Annotated in this window: 18 protein-coding genes; 9 read left to right on the top strand and 9 right to left on the bottom strand. The window is 68.7% G+C overall.

Translation table 11 applies throughout. The features are described from left to right. Positions 1 to 36: 36 nt before the first annotated feature. A complete protein-coding gene (locus tag ACTWQD_RS02800) occupies positions 37 to 1074 on the bottom strand; it encodes a universal stress protein (protein ID WP_443194670.1) in 1038 nt (345 codons plus the stop codon). Between the two features lie 396 nt (positions 1075 to 1470). Between ACTWQD_RS02800 and ACTWQD_RS02795 the strand changes: the two genes are divergently transcribed. Then, positions 1471 to 2097: an FAD-binding protein gene (locus ACTWQD_RS02795; RefSeq protein ID WP_443194909.1), complete on the top strand. Its 627-nt coding sequence runs from the start codon at positions 1471 to 1473 to the stop codon at positions 2095 to 2097. Positions 2098 to 2171: 74 nt separating this feature from the next. On the opposite strand, the gene ACTWQD_RS02790 is transcribed toward ACTWQD_RS02795, so the two are convergent. Then, on the bottom strand, positions 2172 to 2780 hold the full coding sequence (locus ACTWQD_RS02790; RefSeq protein ID WP_443194669.1) for a copper resistance CopC family protein: 609 nt from the start codon (positions 2778 to 2780) through the stop codon (positions 2172 to 2174). A gap of 124 nt (positions 2781 to 2904) precedes the next feature. Between ACTWQD_RS02790 and ACTWQD_RS02785 the strand changes: the two genes are divergently transcribed. Then, positions 2905 to 4347 (top strand): NCS2 family permease, encoded by a 1443-nt coding sequence (locus tag ACTWQD_RS02785; RefSeq protein ID WP_443194908.1) that lies wholly within the window; start codon positions 2905 to 2907, stop codon positions 4345 to 4347. 163 nt (positions 4348 to 4510) lie between these two features. Beyond that, positions 4511 to 5491 carry a formimidoylglutamase gene (hutG, locus tag ACTWQD_RS02780; RefSeq protein WP_443194668.1) on the top strand — a complete coding sequence of 327 codons (981 nt, stop codon included), beginning with the start codon at positions 4511 to 4513 and terminating at the stop codon, positions 5489 to 5491. Between the two features lie 20 nt (positions 5492 to 5511). On the opposite strand, the gene ACTWQD_RS02775 is transcribed toward hutG, so the two are convergent. The 5 genes from ACTWQD_RS02775 to ACTWQD_RS02755 all read right to left on the bottom strand — a co-directional run bounded on the left by ACTWQD_RS02775 (position 5512) and on the right by ACTWQD_RS02755 (position 11761). Further along, on the bottom strand, positions 5512 to 6816 hold the full coding sequence (locus tag ACTWQD_RS02775; RefSeq protein ID WP_443194667.1) for a cation:proton antiporter: 1305 nt from the start codon (positions 6814 to 6816) through the stop codon (positions 5512 to 5514). A 114-nt stretch (positions 6817 to 6930) separates the two neighbouring features. After that, a complete protein-coding gene (locus ACTWQD_RS02770; protein WP_443194666.1) occupies positions 6931 to 7167 on the bottom strand; it encodes a hypothetical protein in 237 nt (78 codons plus the stop codon). Positions 7168 to 7317: 150 nt separating this feature from the next. Continuing rightward, positions 7318 to 8910 (bottom strand): histidine ammonia-lyase, encoded by a 1593-nt coding sequence (hutH, locus tag ACTWQD_RS02765; protein WP_443194665.1) that lies wholly within the window; start codon positions 8908 to 8910, stop codon positions 7318 to 7320. Positions 8911 to 9007: 97 nt separating this feature from the next. Then, a complete protein-coding gene (hutU, locus tag ACTWQD_RS02760; RefSeq protein WP_443194664.1) occupies positions 9008 to 10705 on the bottom strand; it encodes a urocanate hydratase in 1698 nt (565 codons plus the stop codon). A gap of 219 nt (positions 10706 to 10924) precedes the next feature. After that, positions 10925 to 11761, bottom strand: coding sequence for an IclR family transcriptional regulator (locus tag ACTWQD_RS02755; RefSeq protein WP_443194663.1), 837 nt, complete (start codon positions 11759 to 11761; stop codon positions 10925 to 10927). Between the two features lie 249 nt (positions 11762 to 12010). On the opposite strand from ACTWQD_RS02755, the gene ACTWQD_RS02750 reads away from it, so the two are divergent. From ACTWQD_RS02750 to ACTWQD_RS02740, 3 genes are all read left to right on the top strand, one after another. Further along, entirely contained in the window at positions 12011 to 13516 is a 1506-nt protein-coding gene (locus tag ACTWQD_RS02750; protein ID WP_443194662.1) for an amino acid permease, read from the top strand. A 302-nt stretch (positions 13517 to 13818) separates the two neighbouring features. Next, a complete protein-coding gene (locus ACTWQD_RS02745) occupies positions 13819 to 14010 on the top strand; it encodes a hypothetical protein (RefSeq protein WP_443194661.1) in 192 nt (63 codons plus the stop codon). A 17-nt stretch (positions 14011 to 14027) separates the two neighbouring features. Beyond that, complete coding sequence (locus ACTWQD_RS02740; RefSeq protein WP_443194660.1) at positions 14028 to 14258, top strand: helix-turn-helix domain-containing protein; 231 nt, start codon at positions 14028 to 14030, stop codon at positions 14256 to 14258. 110 nt (positions 14259 to 14368) lie between these two features. On the opposite strand, the gene ACTWQD_RS02735 is transcribed toward ACTWQD_RS02740, so the two are convergent. Beyond that, on the bottom strand, positions 14369 to 15118 hold the full coding sequence (locus ACTWQD_RS02735; RefSeq protein ID WP_443194659.1) for a 3-hydroxybutyrate dehydrogenase: 750 nt from the start codon (positions 15116 to 15118) through the stop codon (positions 14369 to 14371). 141 nt (positions 15119 to 15259) lie between these two features. Between ACTWQD_RS02735 and ACTWQD_RS02730 the strand changes: the two genes are divergently transcribed. Continuing rightward, positions 15260 to 16186 carry a LysR family transcriptional regulator gene (locus ACTWQD_RS02730; protein ID WP_443194658.1) on the top strand — a complete coding sequence of 309 codons (927 nt, stop codon included), beginning with the start codon at positions 15260 to 15262 and terminating at the stop codon, positions 16184 to 16186. 7 nt (positions 16187 to 16193) lie between these two features. Here ACTWQD_RS02730 and ACTWQD_RS02725 read toward each other — a convergent pair whose 3' ends face one another. Beyond that, complete coding sequence (locus ACTWQD_RS02725; protein WP_443194657.1) at positions 16194 to 17111, bottom strand: spermidine synthase; 918 nt, start codon at positions 17109 to 17111, stop codon at positions 16194 to 16196. A 192-nt stretch (positions 17112 to 17303) separates the two neighbouring features. On the opposite strand from ACTWQD_RS02725, the gene ACTWQD_RS02720 reads away from it, so the two are divergent. Together ACTWQD_RS02720 and ACTWQD_RS02715 are read left to right on the top strand one after the other, a co-directional pair. After that, on the top strand, positions 17304 to 18146 hold the full coding sequence (locus ACTWQD_RS02720) for a hypothetical protein (protein WP_443194656.1): 843 nt from the start codon (positions 17304 to 17306) through the stop codon (positions 18144 to 18146). Further along, positions 18143 to 18556 (top strand): phage holin family protein, encoded by a 414-nt coding sequence (locus tag ACTWQD_RS02715; protein WP_443194655.1) that lies wholly within the window; start codon positions 18143 to 18145, stop codon positions 18554 to 18556. The genes ACTWQD_RS02720 and ACTWQD_RS02715 overlap by 4 nt, the downstream gene beginning before the upstream one ends.

The raw sequence follows: 18556 nt of genomic DNA, 5'->3' as shown, positions 1-18556 counted from the left end.
CCCGTCACCCCGCCCGCGGCCATGAGCCGCCCGGCGCTACGAATCGCCCAGGACGGGCCCGAAGTTCACCCGGTCCGCCAGCCGCGGGTCGTCGTGGTCCGGAACCACCATCACCGGGCCCTTGGCATGGTGCAGGATGCCGTCCGACGTGGAACCGAGCAGCATTCCGGTGAAGCCGCCGCGGCCGCGGGTGCCCACGACCACCAGTTCCACATGCCGACTGGCTTCAACGAGGATGTCCACGGGAGAGCCGTCCACCAGCTGCGACTCCACAGTGAGGCGAGGGAAGTGGCTCCTGATCCAGGCCGTGCCTGCGTCGAGCTGGGTCCGGATGTCGGCGAAGAGCGCTTCCCGGTCCATCGGGGCGGGGACCCACGCCAGCGATCCGCTGTACTGCGGAACGGCGCAGACCACCCGCAGCGGCGCCGAGAGCCGCTCGGCCTGCTCTGCCGCCTCCAGGACCGCCACCCGGGCCTGTTCGGAGCCGTCCACGCCCACCACCACAACGTTTTCAACCGGGAGGTGCCCGGCCTTGGCGCGTTCCGCCAGGACGTGCTTGTCGTCGGTGGTTTCGCCCAGCCGGTCGGAGCAGATCAGGGGCACGGTGACGGTAGGGCACTTGGCGTGGGCGGGAAGGGCGCTGCTGACGGAGCCGAGCAGCCGGCCGACAAATCCCCCCCGGCCCCGGGTGCCGAAGACCAGCAGTTCGGCGGTCTCGGACATTTCCAGCAGGACGCCGGAGGCATCCCCGTTCTCCACCGACGCGTCGACGTCGATCAGGTAGCCGGACACCTTGTTCACAGCCTGGGCAAGGATGGCCTCGGCCCCCTCGCGGATCACCGAATCATCCACGGTGGCGTACCCGCCGTCGAGCCCGGACGCGGCGAAAATGGGGACGGAGTAGGCGGTCACGATGTGCAGGGGACGACGGCGGCGCTCGGCCTCGCGGGCCGCCCACACCAGGGCGCACTTGCTGTGGTCTGAACCGTCGACGCCGACCACGATCCCCCGGGGAGCCGCGGGCCCGCCGGGGATCTCCCCTGCCGGATCCGGATGCACCTGTTCTCGGCCCATGGGGTCCGCCTCCTCGCGATTCTTGCCTGATGTTGCGGCTATTCTGCCAGACGTATCCGCCCGCAGCGTCCACCGGCAACGCGCCCGAGGAAGCTGCGGGCTGCACCCCTGATTTTCCCAACTATTCTCGGTTTCGCGGGAACAATCAAGCGGCCGGGGCGGCCGCCGTCGGGCATGTTTTACCCAGTGTTTACATGGAAACGCGGGGCCCGGGCGACGCCGGATCCGCGCCCTCCGGGGCGCCGGAACAGCCCGGAAATCAGCGGCCCGGACAATGTTGGACGCACTCTATCCAAGCCGGAGAATGTTAGGTATTCTTCGATGCGTTGCTGAACCGAGACTCGTGTTTCAGAACGGCGTTCACACCATCCAAGGAGGGACACTGCAGTGTCGAGCATGCCTTTGTCCGGGGGAATCGAGCGGACCGCTGCCGTCGTGATCGGCACCGGCCTGTCCGGCTTGGCGGTCGCCAGCGAGCTGCAGCGGCGCGGCGTGGACGCCATCATTGTGGACGGACTCGACCTGCTGGGCGCCGGCCATCCGGCCAACACCTCCTCGCTGCAGCGCTGCGACGCAGCCGACGCCGCCACCCTGCGCGAACGCAATGAGATCCTCCGGCACCTGCGGAACTACGCCACCAGCCACAAGCTCGATGTCCGGAACAACATTCGGGCCCTGCAGCTGGACCACCTCGACGCCGGCGTCACCGGACCCACCCAGCAGTGGGCCGTCCGCACACCGGGCGGCGTCCTCCTGGCGGACCACCTTGTCCTCACCCGCTGCGCCCACAGCCAGCTGCGCCGCATGCTCTCCGAACTCGGCATGGCCGCGGGCCAGAACCTGATGGCGGCCATGCACGCCCTCGGGATGTACCTCGTGGGCGTGGGTGAACTCATCACGCCTACGCCGAAGGAAGTGCTGCGGCAGGCAAAGGTGGTGGGCCAGGCCATCTCCGCCAAGGTCAACGCCGACGGTTTCCCCGCGGTCCTGTCCGGCGGCTACGCCCTTGCGGCTCCCGCCTAGCCAAACCAACGCGGGGTCACTTTCGGCCAGTCAGAGGGGGCTATTGGGCGGGAAATGACCCCGCGTTGCTTTCGTCAGTCCGCGGTGCCGGGTCCGTCGGTGCCCTGCCGTTCCTGGCCTGCGAGCCGGCGCTTGGCCATCAGGCCCAGGACCACCACGATGCCGATGCCGGTGCCCACGAAGATCACGATGCTCCAGGGGAAGGGCTCGGAGGAGTCCGCCGGCTGCGCCGGCGCCGGGGTAATGCCGGGCTGCGCGGTTCCCATCGTCGGCACCGCGGCAGCCGCCGTCGAACCTGCCGCTCCCGCGGTGGCGGTGAACGTAAAAGTCCCCTCGATCGGGTGCGAGTCGGAACTGACCACCCGCCACACCACCGTGTAGGCGCCGGCCGGGGCTCCCTGCTTGAGCTTTTGCGAGGCGACGTTGTCCACGATCTCCACCGCGCCGTCGGCCCAGTTGGTGCCGCCGGCATCGGTGACCACCATCTGGGAACCGAGCCCCAGCGGCTTATTGTTGAACGTGACCGAGACCTTCTCCGGCGGCGTCGCCACGGTGGCGCCCGAGGCCGGAGCGGTGGACTCGGCGGCGTCGTGCGCCGATGCCGGAGCCGCGATGCCCAGGAGGGCCGCGGCGAAGATCATGGCGCCCAGCAGGGCACTCCGAAGCTGTCGGATGAGGCACATGGAAAGAGCTGCTCCTAGTGTTGGCTTCCTTACAGACTAGGCGAAATCGGCAGGCTCCCCGGCGCCCGGCTAATAAGATGCAAGGAACACCCCCACGTCTCCCGGAGGACTCATGCCAGACCTGATGCTCAAGCAGGGCTCTGCACTTGATCGATATTTCAAGATCACCGAGCGGGGGTCGAACCTTTCGCGCGAGATCCGCGGCGGGTTCGCCACGTTCTTCGCCATGAGCTACATCGTGGTGCTGAACCCGTTGATCCTGTCAGGCCCGGACTCCACCGGCGCCACCCTTGGCTTTCCCGCCGTCGCCGCCGTCACCGCCTTCGTGGCCGGCATCCTGACAATCCTGATGGGGGCCTGGGCCAAGCACCCGTTCGCCCTGGCCACGGGCCTCGGCGTCAACGCCTTCGTCGCCGTCACGGTGGCCACCAACCCCGGGCTGACCTGGCCGGACATGATGGGCCTCGTGATGCTCTCGGGCATCACCATGCTGATTCTGGTCCTCACCGGCTTCCGGACTGCCGTCTTCAAGGCTGTCCCGGAGGGGCTGAAGACCGCGATTGTGGTGGGCATCGGCCTCTTTATCGCCCTGATCGGCCTGGTCAACGCCGGCTTCGTGCGCCGCATCCCCGACGTTGCCGGCACCACCGTCCCGGTGGGTCTGGGCTTCGACGGCAAGCTCCTGGGCTGGCCCACGCTGGTGTTCGTCTTCGGCCTGATCCTCACCATCGCCCTCGTGGTCCGCAAGGTCAAGGGCGCCATCCTGATCGGCATTGTCGCCTCGACCATCCTGTCCGTGATCCTTGAATCCACCCTGCGCATCGGCCCCAGCTTCGACGGCACGACCTACAACCCGCAGGGCTGGTCCCTCGTGGCCCCGAAGTTCTCCGAATGGGCGGCCCCGGACCTGTCGCTGATCGGCAGGGCCAACCCGTTCGGCGCTTTTGAGCACCTGGGCTTCGTTGCCGCGACCCTGCTGGCGTTCGTGATCCTGCTGAGCATCTTCTTCGACGCCATGGGCACCATGGTGGGCCTGGCCACCGAGGCCGGCAGCATCGACAAGGACGGCAACATCCCCAACGTGGACCGGGTCCTGCAGGTGGACGCGCTGGGTGCGATCGTCGGCGGCGGCGCCTCGGTCTCCTCGAACCAGATCTACGTAGAATCCGGCGCCGGCATCGGCGAGGGTGCCCGCACCGGGCTGGCCTCCATCGTCACCGGCTTGCTGTTCCTGGTGGCGATGTTCTTCACCCCGCTGATCAACCTCGTGCCGTTCGAGGCCGTGGCCCCGGCGCTGGTGGTGGTCGGCTTCATGATGGTCTCGCAGGTGGGCAAGATCGACTGGCAGGACCTTGGCATCGCCATCCCGGCGTTCCTGACGTTCACGCTGATGCCGTTCACCTACTCGATCGCCAACGGCCTGGGCGCGGGCTTCATCATGTTCGTCCTGATCCGCACCTTCCAGGGCCGGGCCCGCGAGGTGCACCCGCTGATGTGGGCCGTGGCCGGGGCGTTCCTGCTGTTCTTCGCGATCGGCCCCATCGAGGCGGCCCTGGGGATGCACTAGTCCCCTCCCTTCCCCGCCGAGTTCACACTTCGCGGCAGTGTTTAACGGAATACATTGCCGCGAAGTGTGGACTCGGCGGCGTTTAAGGGCAGGTTCCGGGATTCCGGACAGCCCGACGGCGGCGCGGCTGGTTTTCCGGCTCTGGCTGGGGTGAGCTAGGACCATGGCTTCTCCTGCGCTCTCCGTTGATGTCCCGCCGCAGCCCTGGACCGGGCGGTTCGACGGCGACGGGCCCGAGCACCGGCGGTGGTGGCAGGCCGTCACCCCGTACACCCCGCCCCGCAGCCCGGCAGGGTCGGCCGGGCCGGCCGTCCGCTCCGCTGGCGCCCGCCCGGCCGTGATTCTCGGTTTCGGCAGCGACGCCGGGGTGCGGCGGAACAAGGGCCGCACCGGCGCCGCCGCCGCCCCCGCAGCGATCCGCGCCGCGCTGGGTCCGCTCGCGTTCCATCTGGACCGGGACGTCCGCGACGCCGGCGACGTCACGGTGGCCGGCGACGCCCTGGAGGCAGGGCAGGCCCGGGCCGGGCTCGCCATCACCGGACTGCTCGACGCCGGCCAGCTCCCCGTGGTGCTGGGCGGCGGGCACGAGACCGCGTTCGCGAGCTATCTGGGCGTGGCCGGTTCCGCGGCGGTCCGTGAGGGCCTGCGCGTGGGGGTGCTGAACCTGGACGCCCACTTCGACCTCCGGGACGAGGCGGTGCCAAGCTCCGGCACGCCGTTCCTGCAGATGGCCCGCGCGGAAGCCGCCGCGGGCCGCGGACTGCAGTACGCCGTCGTCGGCATCTCCGAACCGAATAACACCCGGGCGCTGTTCCGGACCGCCGACGAACTGGGGGTGGACTACCTGCTCGACGAGGATTGCACGGCGGAGGCCGCCCGCGTGTTCGTGGCGGCGTTCCTGGCGCAGGTTGACGCGCTGTATCTGACCATCGACCTGGACGTCCTGCCGGCGTCCGTGGCGCCCGGCGTCAGCGCCCCGGCCGCGTACGGCGTGCCGCTGCCGGTCATCGGCGCGGTGTGCCGGCAGGTGGCTGAGAGCGGGAAGCTCCTGCACCTGGACGTCGCCGAGCTGAACCCGGAGTTCGATATCGACGGCCGGACGGCCAAGGTTGCGGCCCGGCTGATCAGCACGCTGCTGGGGTAGCCGGGGGCGCCAAGGCCACGTCAGATGGGTGTTTTCGGGGCCTTGCCCTCGTCGCCGTGCTGTTGCACGGCTTTCCGTTCCCGGAGCCGGTCCAGCCGGTTCATCACGGGAGCAGTGGTGGCCCCGTGGAGCACGATGGACATTGCGACCACCAGGCCGATGAATGCCCACAGCTCTTCGGCCTGGGCACCGAAGTCGCCCTTGCTGAGGGCGTACGCCAGATAGTACAGCGACCCGATGCCGCGGATGCCGAAAAAGGCGATGGCGATCCGCTCCCGCGGACCGGTCTTGCCCCTGGCCAGGCCGATCCAGCCGGCCAGCGGGCGGACGAGCAGCAGGAACAGCAGGGCCACCAGGATTTCCGCCCAGCCGATGCCGGCCAGCAGGCCCCGGGCAATCGCACCGCCCAGGAGCACCAGGATGACCACCGTCATGAGCCGTTCGAGCTGCTCCACGTAGGAGTGCATCACGCGGTGGAACCCGTGCGTCCGTTCCGCGGCCCGGATGGTGACGGCGCAGACAAAGACGGCGATGAACCCGTAGCCTTCCAGCATTTCCGCCGCCCCGTAGGCCAGGAAGGTGGCTGCCAGCGCCACGAAGCCCTCGGAGTGGTTGGACAGCCGGATGCTGTCGCGGGCGGAGAAAAACAGCAGGCTCAGCGCTTTGCCGGCCAGCCAGCCGATGCACAGTCCGACGGCGATCCGCCACAGCACGTCGACGGCGAACCAGGAGACGAACCATTCCGAGGGGTCAGGACCCACCAGGCTGATGGCGATGGCCAGGTAAACGAAAGGGAAGGCCAGGCCGTCATTCAGGCCTGCCTCGGAGGTCAGGCCGAAGCGGATCTCATCTTCGCCCTGTTCGGTTTCGTCCTCATCATCGGCGGGCTCGCCCACCTGGACTTCGGAGGCCAGCACGGGGTCCGTCGGCGCGAGCGCCGCCGCGACCAGCAGTGCGGCTCCGAGCCCCAGGCCCAGCAACCCAAGCCCCAGCAGGGTGAGGGCAACGATGCAGATCGGCATGGCCAGGCCCAGCATGCGCCAGGTGGTGGACCACCGGCGCAATCCCACGGGGCGGTCCAGCGCGAGGCCGGCGCCCATCAACGAGATGATGACGCAGATTTCGGTCAGGTGGGTGGTGAACTCCCCGTGCTGCAGGGGATCCGGGTCCGGCAGTGCCGGGATGAAGGTGAACGCCAGCATGCCGGCGGCGAGGAACACCATCGGCATGGACAGCGGTGCATTGCGCAACACCTTGGGAAGCAGTGCGGCGGCAAAAACGGCCAAACCCGCCGCCGCGAAAATAATACTGGGAGCCTCAAACACTGCGTAGTCCTTCTGCCGGGGCCCGGTAGCCCGGGGACGAAGGAGGCGCCGTCCCATCGGAACGGCGCCCCCTCCTCCAAAGATACGCGCTGACTGCTCGAAACGCGGTGCCGGCTAGCTGCGCCGCACCTCCACGCCGTCGGACTTCAGGAAGAGCTCCGTCTCCGACGGCACCGCCGGCACCAGCCAGAGCACGTTGCCGCTGAGTGAGACTTCCTCGACCTCGCCGGCAGCCAAAACCTGTGCATGCTTGAGGATTTCGACCCGGTCGCCGGCCTTGAGGCTGCGCCAGTCGGAAACCGCCGTGGCCGACGCCAGGCGCCTGGACATAACCGTCCCGCGTGCTTTCATGAACTTCTACCCCTTTGTATATGTTCTGTATCACAACGTCATTGGTGCGACGTTCCCTTTGTACTACACTTCCGGCGCCTCCGAAGGCCGTGTTGCCCACTATTTCGGAGGCGCCGGAAATTGTTTATTCGAACTGCATGTTGTTTTCCCTCAGGCGAGATTTCCGACGGCGGATTCGGCCGCCGCCCGGACGGTACCTGCTGCGACCAGCCGGTCCGCGGCCTCCAGTTCCGGGGACAGGAACCGGTCCGTGCCGGGCCCGTCCACCACATCGCGCAGCGCCGCAATCACGGCAGTGCCCGCGGGTCCGGGGGTGAGTTCCCCGCCGGAGAGCTGGGTGCGGATGTCGAGCGCCCGCGCGGAGGTCACCAGCTCCACCGCCAGGACGCGGCGCAGGTTCTCCACTGCGCGGCGGAGCTTGCGGGCCGCGTGCCAGCCCATGGACACGTGGTCCTCCTGCATCGCCGAACTCGGAATCGAGTCCACCGACGCCGGGACGGCCAGCCGCTTGTTGTCCGAGACCAGCCCGGCCTGGGTGTACTGGGCGATCATCAGGCCGGAATCGACGCCGGGGTCCGCGGCGAGGAACGCCGGCAGCCCGTGCGAGCGGGCGGGGTCCAGCATCCGGTCGGTGCGCCGTTCCGCGATGGAGCTCAGGTCCGCGACGGCGATGGCCAGGAAGTCCAGCACGTAGGCCACGGGGGCGCCGTGGAAGTTCCCGTTGGAGCTGACCCGGCCGTCGGGCAGCACCACGGGGTTGTCGATCGCGGCGGCCAGTTCGCGGGACGCCACCAGGGCGGCATGATCCACGGTGTCGCGGACGGCGCCGGCCACCTGCGGGGCGCAGCGCAGCGAGTAGGCGTCCTGGACCTTGGTGTCATTGATCCGGTGCGAGGCCACGATCGGGGAATCGGACAGGACGCGGAGCATGTTGTCGGCGGAGGCCGCCTGGCCCGGGTGCGGGCGGAGTGCCGCGTGCAGCTCAGGCAGGAACACCTGGTCCGTGCCGAGCAGCGCCTCGACGCTGAGCGCAGCGGTGATGTCCGCCGTCGTGAGCAGCTGGCGGATGTCCGCGATGGCCATCAGCAGCATGCCCAGCATGCCCTCGGTGCCGTTGACCAGGGCGAGGCCCTCCTTTTCGGCGAGTGTGACGGGTTCGATCCCGTGCGCGGCGAGGAGCTCCGCGACGGGGCGTGTTCCGGCGGCGCCGTACAGTTCGCCGTCGGGGCCGGTCGCTTCGCCTTCGCCCATGAGGACCAGGGCGCAGTGGGACAGCGGTGCGAGGTCGCCGGAGCAGCCGAGGGAGCCGAATTCGCGGACCACCGGGGTGATGCCGGCGTTGAGGACGTCCACCATGGTCTGCAGGACGACGGGGCGGACGCCGGTGCGGCCGGAGGCGAGGGTCTTGGCGCGCAGGAACATGATGCCGCGGACCACCTCGCGCTCCACGGCCGGACCCATGCCGGCTGCGTGGCTGCGGATCAGCGACTTCTGCAGCTGGGTGCGCAGCTCGGTGGGGATGTGCCGGTTGGCCAGCGCCCCGAAGCCGGTGGAGATGCCGTACGCCGGGACCTCGCTGTGCGCCAGGCCGTCGATGTGGGCGCGGACCTTGGCGACGGCGTCGAGGGCGTCCTGGGAGATGGTCACCTTTGCGTCGTGGCGGGCGACGGCGACGACGTCCTCGGGGGTGACGCCGCTGGAGCCGAGGGTGACGGTGAGCGGTTCGTGGGTCGTGACAGACATGATGTTCCTGCTTCATTCTCGTCGAGTGCTCCGTAAGTGCCCTTTTGGTGGCTCAAAACGGCAGTTACGGAGCAGTCGATGTGGGGTGGGGAGCTGGTTAGCGGTTTTCTGACATGGGGATGCGGACGCCGCGTTCCTTGGCGACCTCGAGGGCGCGGTCGTAGCCGGCGTCGGCGTGGCGGATGACGCCCATGCCGGGGTCGTTGGTGAGGAGGCGCTCGAGTTTCTGCGCGGCGAGGTCGGTGCCGTCTGCGACGGAGACCTGGCCGGCGTGGAGGGAGCGGCCGATCCCGACGCCGCCGCCGTGGTGCAGGGAGACCCACGTGGCGCCGGAGGCGGTGTTGAGCAGGGCGTTCAGCAGCGGCCAGTCGGCGATCGCGTCCGAGCCGTCGGCCATGGCCTCGGTCTCCCGGTACGGGGACGCGACGGAGCCGGAGTCGAGGTGGTCGCGGCCGATCACGATGGGCGCCTTGACCCTGCCGTCTTTGACGAGCTGGTTGAACAGCAGCCCGGCCTTGGCGCGTTCGCCGTAGCCCAGCCAGCAGATGCGGGCGGGCAGGCCTTCGAACTCGACCCGTTCCTGGGCGGCGTCGATCCAGCGGTGCAGGTGCTTGTTCTCCGGGAAGAGCTCTTTGATGGCCTCGTCCGTGACGCGGATGTCCTCGGGGTCGCCGGAGAGGGCAACCCAGCGGAACGGGCCGAGGCCCTCGCAGAAGAGCGGGCGGATGTACGCCGGGACAAAGCCGGGGAACTCGAAGGCCCGGGCATAGCCGCCCTTGCGGGCCTCGTCGCGGATGGAGTTGCCGTAGTCGAAGACCTCGGCGCCGGCGTCCTGGAACTCCACCATGGCCTGGACGTGCCGGGCCATGGAGGCTTGGGCTTTCTTGGTGAAGCCGTCCGGGTCGGCGGCGGCCTCGCGGTGCCATTCCTCCACCGTGATGCCCTCGGGCAGGTAGCTCAGCGGATCGTGCGCGGATGTCTGGTCGGTGACAATGTCCACGGTGAGTTCGCCGGCGTTGTGGCGGCGCAGGATCTCGGGGAAGACCTCCGCGGCGTTGCCGACGTAGCCCACGGACCAGCCGCGGCGCTCTTCCTTGGCTGCCAGGACCTTGGCGATGGCGGCGTCGAGGTCGGTTTCCACCTCGTCGAGGTAGCGCTTGCCGGCGCGGCGGCGCAGGCGGGTCTCGTCGACGTCGACGATCAGGCAGGCCCCGTCGTTGAGGGTGACGGCGAGCGGCTGGGCGCCGCCCATGCCGCCGCAGCCGCCGGTGAGGGTCAGGGTGCCGGCGAGGGTGCCGTTTTCGTCCCCGGTGAGCTTGCGGGCGATCGCGGCGAAGGTCTCAAAAGTGCCCTGCAGGATGCCCTGGGTGCCGATGTAGATCCAGGACCCGGCGGTCATCTGGCCGTACATCATCAGGCCCTCGGCCTCGAGCCGGCGGAACTCCGGCCAGGTGGCCCAGTCACCCACGAGGTTCGAGTTCGCCAGCAGCACCCGCGGGGCCCATTCGTTGGTGCGGAAGACGCCCACCGGCTTGCCGGACTGGACCAGGAGGGTCTCGTCCTTGTCCATGGTTTCCAGGGTGCGGGTGATCGCATCGAACGCGGCCCAGGAGCGGACAGCGCGGCCGGTGCCGCCGTAAACCACCAGGTCGTCCGGGCGCTCGGCGACCTCCGGGTCCAGGTTGTTCATGAGCATGCGCAGCGGGGCTTCCGTCTGCCAGCTCTTGGCGGTGAGCTTGGTGCCGCGGGCTGCTTTGACCGGGCGGGCACCGGTGGTGAAATCGGCGGGTGCCATGGTGGCTCCTTTTGTGTCGTGGTGGGTGACGGCTGGGCCGGCGGGAATGAGGTTCTGTATCAACTAAAGCCTGTCCGGAGCCGTGTAAACAGGGCCTCAAGACGGGTGCTGTCCGGTATTCCAGACAAGTCCTGCAGCCCCTCCCACCCGGCGTTGCCCTATCACTTTTGGCACCCAAAAGGCCTGAATGGCCACGCAAAGTGATGGCGCAACGGGCGGTCAGCCGGGCTGCGGGCGGCCGTGGATCCGGGTGGAGAGATCGTCCGCGACCTTCTGCACCCGGGCGGCCAGGGCGGGCCATTCCTCGGCCGGCAGCTTCTCCTCCAGGAAGGTCACGGCGACGGCGGCAGTCGGCCAGCCCACGTGGTCCGTAACGGCGGCGGCGATGGAGCCGAAGCCCGGCGTCACCTCGCCGTGTTCGGTCGCGTAGCCGCGCTGCCGGACCTGGTCCAGGTGCGAGGACAGCGCCGAGTACTTCATGATCGGAAACTCGGTCTCGTGCCGGGCGGTGAAGGCGGCCGCATTGGGATACAGCGCCCGGACCTGCGACTTGGGCAGCGCCGCCAGGATGGCCCGCCCGCTGGCGGTGAGGTGGCTGGGCAGCCGGACCCCGACGTCGGTCACCAGGGACGGCCGGTTCTTGGCCCGCTCCTCCACGATGTAGAGCACATCGCGGCCGTGCAGCACGGCGAGGTGGGCACTCTCCCCGATCACGTCCACCAGCGAGGCGAGGAGGGGCCGGCCCAGCCGGGACAGCGGCTCCTGCCGGGAATAGGCGGAGCTGAGCTCGAAGGCGCTGATTCCGAGACCGTACCGCTGCTCCTCATGCAGGTGCAGCACGAATCCGTTGGCCTCCATGACGCCGAGCAAGTGGTAGACGCTGGAGCGCGGCAGCCCCAGCGCAGTGGCAATGTTCGACGCCGCCATGGGTCCGCGCTTGGAGGCCAGCAGTTTGAGGATCCGCAGGGTATTTTCTGCCGCCGGCACCTTGGAGGCCGACTTTGCAGGGGCGGCCTGCGGCGCCGCGGCGGGTGCGGTGTTGCTGGTGGCTGGCATGAACCTCTTCTGTCCTTGGTGTCCGGGATCCCGTACTTAAGCATGCCCTGCCGGGCCGGGGCCCGGGCCAGCCCGGGGGTGGCTAGGTATCTGGGATCCCGGACAGCCGCCGCAGGCGCCGCAGGGGCGGGCTGGCCGTCGGGAGTGTCTGAAATGAAAGACACCGCTTGCCCGTGAGTCTCATCACAGCTCCGCCCCACATGGTCTGCTGGATAGCGGTCCCCCTCCCAATGACGAGAAGGTATTCGCATGCAACAAACCACGACGGACATCAAGCCAACACCTCCTCCGGGACCCAGCGGCGCAGGCGGCACCGCCGGCAGCGCGGTCAGCGCCGCCGTCGGCACCGTCCTGAACCGCGGACTCAACGTCCGCCACATCCGCTTCATGGCCTTGGGTTCCGCGATCGGCACCGGACTGTTCTACGGCTCGGCCTCCGCCATCCAGAAGGCCGGCCCCGCCGTCCTGCTCGCGTACATGATCGGCGGCGCCGCCGTATTCATGGTGATGCGGGCCCTGGGTGAAATGGCCGTCCGCCACCCCGTCTCCGGGTCGTTTGGCCAGTACGCCAGCCGCTACCTCGGCCCGCTGGCAGGATTCGTGACCGGCTGGACATACGTCTTCGAGATGGCGATCGTCGCGATCGCGGACGTCACCGCGTTCAGCATCTATATGGGCTTCTGGTTCCCGCAGGTGGACCGCTGGATCTGGGTGCTGGCGATCATCTTCTTCCTGGCCGCGCTGAACCTGCTCAGCGTCAAGGTCTTCGGCGAACTCGAATTCTGGTTCTCGCTCATCAAGGTTGTGGCCATCATCGCCATGATCGCCGGGGGCGCCGCGATCATCGTCTTCGGCTTCCAGGCCGGCGGCGCCACGGTGGCGCCCGGCGTCGGAAACCTCGTGGAGCACGGCGGACTGTTCCCCCACGGCTTTGAAGGCCTCCTTGCCTCGTTCGCCGTCGTGATGTTCGCTTTCGGGGGCATCGAAACCCTGGGGATCACCGCCGGTGAGGCCGCTGATCCGAAGAGGGTCATCCCGAAGGCCGTCAACACAGTCCCGGTGCGGGTGCTGCTCTTCTACGTGCTGACCCTTGGCGTCCTGATGAGCCTGTTCCCGTGGAACGAGATCGGCACCAATGGCAGTCCGTTTGTGCAGATCTTCAGCGGCCTGGGCATTCCGGCCGCGCCCCACATCCTCAACGCCGTGGTCATCACCGCCGCGCTCTCCGCGATCAACAGCGACATCTTCGGCGCCGGCCGGATCCTCTTCGGGCTGTCCCGGCAGGGGCACGCCCCCGCGAGCTTCGGCAAGGTCTCCCGGCACGGCGTGCCCTGGATGACCGTGGTGATGATGGCCGGCATTCTGCTGGTGGGCGTGGTCCTGAACGCCGTCATCCCGGAGGACGTGTTCCTCCTGATCGCCTCGATCGCGACCTTCGCCACCGTCTGGGTGTGGGTGATGATCCTGGCCTCGCACGTCGCGATGAAGCGCGAGATTGCCCGCAAGGGCCTGCCGGCGTCGGAGTTCCCGTCGCCGTGGTGGCCGGCCGCGTCGGTGGCCACCATCGTGTTCATGGCGCTCGTGATCGCCATCCTCGGCGCCTTCGAGGACACACGCGTGGCCCTCTACGTCGGCGCCGCCTGGCTTGGACTGCTGGTGGTGGGGTACCGGCTCTGGGTCCGCGGCCACGGCCGGGTCCGGGCCGAACTGGCGGACGAGACAGCACCGGGCGCCTCGGTTCCGGCGGCAAAGTAGGGGCCCCCGGGGGGACTACTTGGCGGCCGCCGGGCGGCAAGTAGTGGGCCCCAGGGCCTAGGTGGTGCCCCGCGCGACGGGGGTAGAAGTTACTCGTGTGACGAATGGGGCGGGCGGCTACAGTTGCCTCACGGCGTATCGGACCGGCCAGGGCACTGGCTGGGGAGTCCTTCCACAGCTGGTCCGGAACCGCCATTATTCCGTGTGGCGCTCATCCCGAAGGAGTGGTTCCGATGGAGTTTCCAGCACCTCCACAGGCTCAACGTCAACGACGCCGTGTGGCCTCCGTCTGGTCGGACCGGATGAGCCGCGCCAGAGCACCCCGGATCCCGTTCCGGGTGGGGCAGGTCCTGATCGGGGATGATCCGTTCAACGGCCGGCGGGTGGGGACGGTGGCCGTGATCGAGGCGCCTTATGTGGGCCTCCGGACAGCAGACCGCGCACCCGGCGACGTCATCTTCTACGACTACCGGCAACTCCGGTACCCCGACTAGTGGAAGAGCAAGAAGACATGGGCGCAGCGAACGTATCCTCCCACTTCCTGACCATTGCGGAAGTCGCCGCGGCGATGCGGGTCTCCAAAATGACCGTGTACCGCCTGGTCAAGGCGCACGCCATCGCGGCGGTTCGCGTCGGCCGTTCGTTCCGGGTCCCTGAGGAAGCTGTTAACGACTACATCCGCCGCTCCACCGAACCCGCCACGAGGGACCAGGACGACTACAAGAACGGTCCGGCCGGCTGACCCGTCCCGCCCGACCAGGGGCAACGCACCAAAAGCAACGCGGGGTCACTTCGCGCCGATCCCGGGGCCCGGGATGGGCGCGAAGTGGCCCCGCGTTGCTGTGTGGGAAGTCAGCGGGCGGACCAGCCGCCGTCCATGGTGTAGCTCGCGCCGGTCACCATGCCGGCGTCGTCGGAGGCCAGCCAGGCCACCAGCGAGGCGACCTCTTCCGGCTCGACGAGCCGCTTGACGGCAGCTTCGGTCAGCATGATCTTGCTGAGCACCTCGGACTCGGGGATGCCGTGCACTCTGGCCTGGTCGGCGATCTGGGATTCGACCAAAGGCGTCCGGACGTAGCCCGGGTTGATGCAGTTGGACGTGACGCCGTGCGCGCCGCCCTCCAGCGCCGTCACCTTGCTCAGGCCTTCCAGGCCGTGCTTGGCCGAGACGTAGGCGCTCTTGAACGGTGACGCGCGGAGCCCGTGCACGGATGACAGGTTGATGATGCGGCCGAAGTTGTTGGCGTACATGTGCGGCAGCGCGGCGCGGATCAGCAGGAACGGCGCCTCGAGCATGAGGGTGATGAGGCGGCGGAAGTCGGCCGGATCGAAGTCCTCGATCGGGCTGATCCGCTGGATGCCGGCGTTGTTGACCAGAATGTCGCAGTCCAGGCTGACGGCCTGCAGTGAGTCGACGTCGAGCAGGTTCACCGCCCAGGAGGTGCCGCCGACCTCGTCGGCCAGGGCGGAGGCCGCAGCCTCGTCCACATCCGCGATCACCACCTTGGCACCCCGGGCCGCGAGGGCGCGCACACTGGCCGCGCCGATCCCGCCGGCACCGCCGGTCACCAGGGCCTTGCGCCCGTTCAAGCTGCTCTCCATGTGTGCACTCCTCAGTTCGCTGTTGTCCACGGGCCCAGGGAAGGTGCAATGCACGACGCCGGGCAGCTTCACTGAGTATTGCCGCACAAAGTTGGCGTTTCAATGGTCAAACCGGCACCCCTTGTGTGCAGAATTGCAGATATGAAGGCTAATCCCGATGACCTGCTGGTGCTCCTGGCCGTCTCCCGCTCCGCGAAGTTCACCACCGCGGCCCAGGCCCTCGGGTTGAACCACACCACCGTTTCGCGCCGGATCGCAGCCCTGGAAAAGGCCCTGGGCGGGCGGGTGCTGTCCCGCGCTGCGGGCGGCTGGGAGCTCACCGACCTGGGGGCGGAGGCGGTCCAGGTGGCCGAGCGGGTGGAGGCGGCGGTGCGCGCCCTGGAACAGCCGGGCAGGACCCCGGACCCCATCACCGGTGTGGTCCGGATGACCGCGACGGACGGCTTCAGCGCCTACATCGCCGCCCCCGCCGTGGCCAGGCTGCGCCGGGACCACCCGGGCCTGAGCGTGGAGATCATCACCGTCACGCGACGCGCGCTGCAGCAGCGCTCCGGCCTGGACATCGAGGTGGTGGTGGGCGAACCCCAGGTGCACCGGGCCGCGGCGGCCCGGCTCGGCGAATACATGCTCGGCATGTACGCCTCCCGCGACTATCTGGCCGAGTACGGCACGCCGACGACGGTCGAGGAACTGACCACCCATTCCCTGGTCTACTTCGTGGATTCCATGCTGCAGGTGGACGACCTGGATGCCCCGCGGCGGCTGGTGCCCACCATGCGGGACGGCCTGAGCTCCACCAATGTTTTTGTCCACGTGGAGGCGACGCGCGCGGGCGCCGGGATCGGGTTCCTGCCGTGCTTCGCCGCGGACCTGCACCCCGACCTGGTCCGGCTGTTGCCCGGGGAGTTCGCGGAACTCCTGCCGTACTGGATGGTCCTGCGGCCCGATTCCATGCGCCGCCCCGCCGTCGCGGCCGTGGTGCAGGCGCTGCGCGAACAGACGGAGGCCCACCGGGCGGCGCTGATGGGCCGGGGCGGCCCGGATACCGGCCCTGCCAGCGGACGTTGATGGGCCCCTAGAGGTCAGCCGACGCCGGGCCCACCGTTTTCGGGTCATGGCGGACCGGGGCGCCGGCGACGAAGGCCCGCACCCGGGCATCGTCCCAGATGTGGGCGGGCACTGCGCCGCCCAGCAGGCGCCGCGCCAGCCCGGCGTCATCGCCCAACGGGACATCACTGCCGGCGATGATCATGTTTCCGTAGCGCCGGCCCTTGAGCATGGCCGGGTCCGCGATGATCACGGTGTGCCTGAAGGATGCCGCGATGGTGGCGGCGTCCTCACGGGCGTTCTTCAGGTCCGGCGCGTCACCGGAGTTCACGACGTACAGTCCACCCGGGGTCAGGACGCTCCGGACGTGCTGGTTGAACTCGAAGGTGGTCAACGGCCGCGGGGTCACCGAACCGGCGAAGACATCGCGGATGACCAGGTCCCGGGTCTGCGGCGTCAGGCTCTCGGTCACGGCCCGGGCCTCCCCCACCCGCAAGCGCAGGAGCGGCGCCTTGGGCAGGTCGAACCAGCCCCGGACATACTCGGCTAGCTTGCCGTCCAGTTCCACCACCACCTGGCGCGCGTCGGGGTAGGCGGCATGGAAGTAGCGGGCCAGGGAGCATGCCCCGCCGCCGAGGTGCAGGGCGCGCAGCTTCGGCCGGGAGTCCGGGGGCCAGTGCGACTCCACGAGGGCCGAGATCCAGCGCATGTACTCGAAGTCGAGGAACAGCGGATCCGCTACGTCGATGTGCGAGCTCATCACGCCGTTGATCCGCAGCAGCCAGCCGGTGGAGTTGTCCTGGTCTGCGATCAGCTCGCAGTCGCCGGTATCGATGTAGTAGATGCCCTCCGCGGGCCCCTCCGGCCGGCTGCCCTTCGGGACCTCCACCACCCCTGCGGCCTTGTCGGCACCGTTCCTGCCGGCGGCCCTGCCCCGTTTCGCCATCAGCCGTCCACCGTCTCACCCATCCTCCAAGCCTAAATCACCGCCCGGCGTCGGCCTTCCGGCGCGTCATGGGACGGCGTTCCCGAAAAATTAAGCAAAGGGTACTTACTATTTATTGATAATCATGCTTACTATTTATGTCCCAGTTATTGCTGGTTCGTGATCAGCAGCCGATCTTGAAAGAGAGCGAAGATGACAGAGAACCAATGGCCCCAGGACGGCAGCTACGGCACGGCCGCAGCCGCCCAGCAGACCCCGCTGCGGCCGGAGAGCACGTTCCCGCCCGCGGCGAACGGCAACGGCACCTTCGACGGCGGCAGTGCGTCGCGGACCGACGCGGCCAAGGACGAGGCCGCTGATGTAAAGCGCCAGGCCGCGGAATCCGCCCAGAACGTGGCTGAGACCGCCAAGACGGAAGCCGCCAACGTCGCGGCCGAGGTGAAGACCAACGCCAAGGACCTCCTGTACCAGGCAAAGTCCGACCTGACCGACCAGGCCGGCGCCCAGCAGCAGAAGGTCGCCGAAGGCCTCCGCTCCATTTCTACGGAGCTGAGCTCGATGGCTTCCGCGTCCGACCAGCCCGGGGTGGCCAGCGACTTGGTGCGCCAGGCCGCCGAACGGTCGTCCGCCGTCGCGTCGTGGCTGGACGGTCGCGATCCCGGATCCCTCGTCACGGAGGTCAAATCCTTCGCGCGCCAGCGTCCCGGCACCTTCCTGCTGCTCGCTGCCGGTGCCGGTGTGCTGGCCGGCCGCCTCAGCCGCAGCCTGAGCGCCGGTGCTCCCGGGACGGACGCTTCCGCCCCGCACACACCGGCCCGCGTCGCCGACACGGGAATGGCCGTCCCGCCGCCGCCCGTGCAGATGCCGGCTCCGGAAACCACGACGGCGGGTCTCGCCGACACCTATCCCCCGAGCCCGCTGGGTGATCAGGACCGGTGGGATGCACCCACCCCGGGAACCGACCCGCTCCGCCAGGATCCGCTCGGCACCGCGGCCCCGCTTCGCGATGACCCCTTTGACGGTGGCCGTCGATGACCAGCGAAGTACCTCCGACGGCAGCTCACGTGAAGGCCGAGACATCGTCTCTTGGCGATCTTCTGGGTGACGTCACGCGGGACATGTCCACCTTGATGCGGCAGGAAGTCGAGCTGGCCAAGGTTGAGCTCAAGCAGTCCGCCACCCGGGCCGGCAAGGGCAGCGGAATGCTCGCCGGCGCTGGGGTGGCTGGCCACTTTGTGCTCCTTTTCCTCTCCCTGGCGCTCTGGTGGGCGCTCGGTGAGCTGATGGGGCTCGGCTGGTCCGGCGTCGTCGTCGCCCTCATCTGGGGCATCGTCGCTGCAGTCCTGGCCTCCATGGGCCGCAAGGAACTCAAAGCGATCAAGGGCATGCCCCAGACCGCCGAGACGCTGCAGGAAATCCCGCCCACGCTCAAGCCCAACTCTTAG

It is taken from the genome of Pseudarthrobacter sp. 1C304, from assembly GCF_052245515.1.
GTDB lineage: Bacteria > Actinomycetota > Actinomycetes > Actinomycetales > Micrococcaceae > Arthrobacter.
This window is presented reverse-complemented; position numbering and strand designations above follow the sequence as displayed.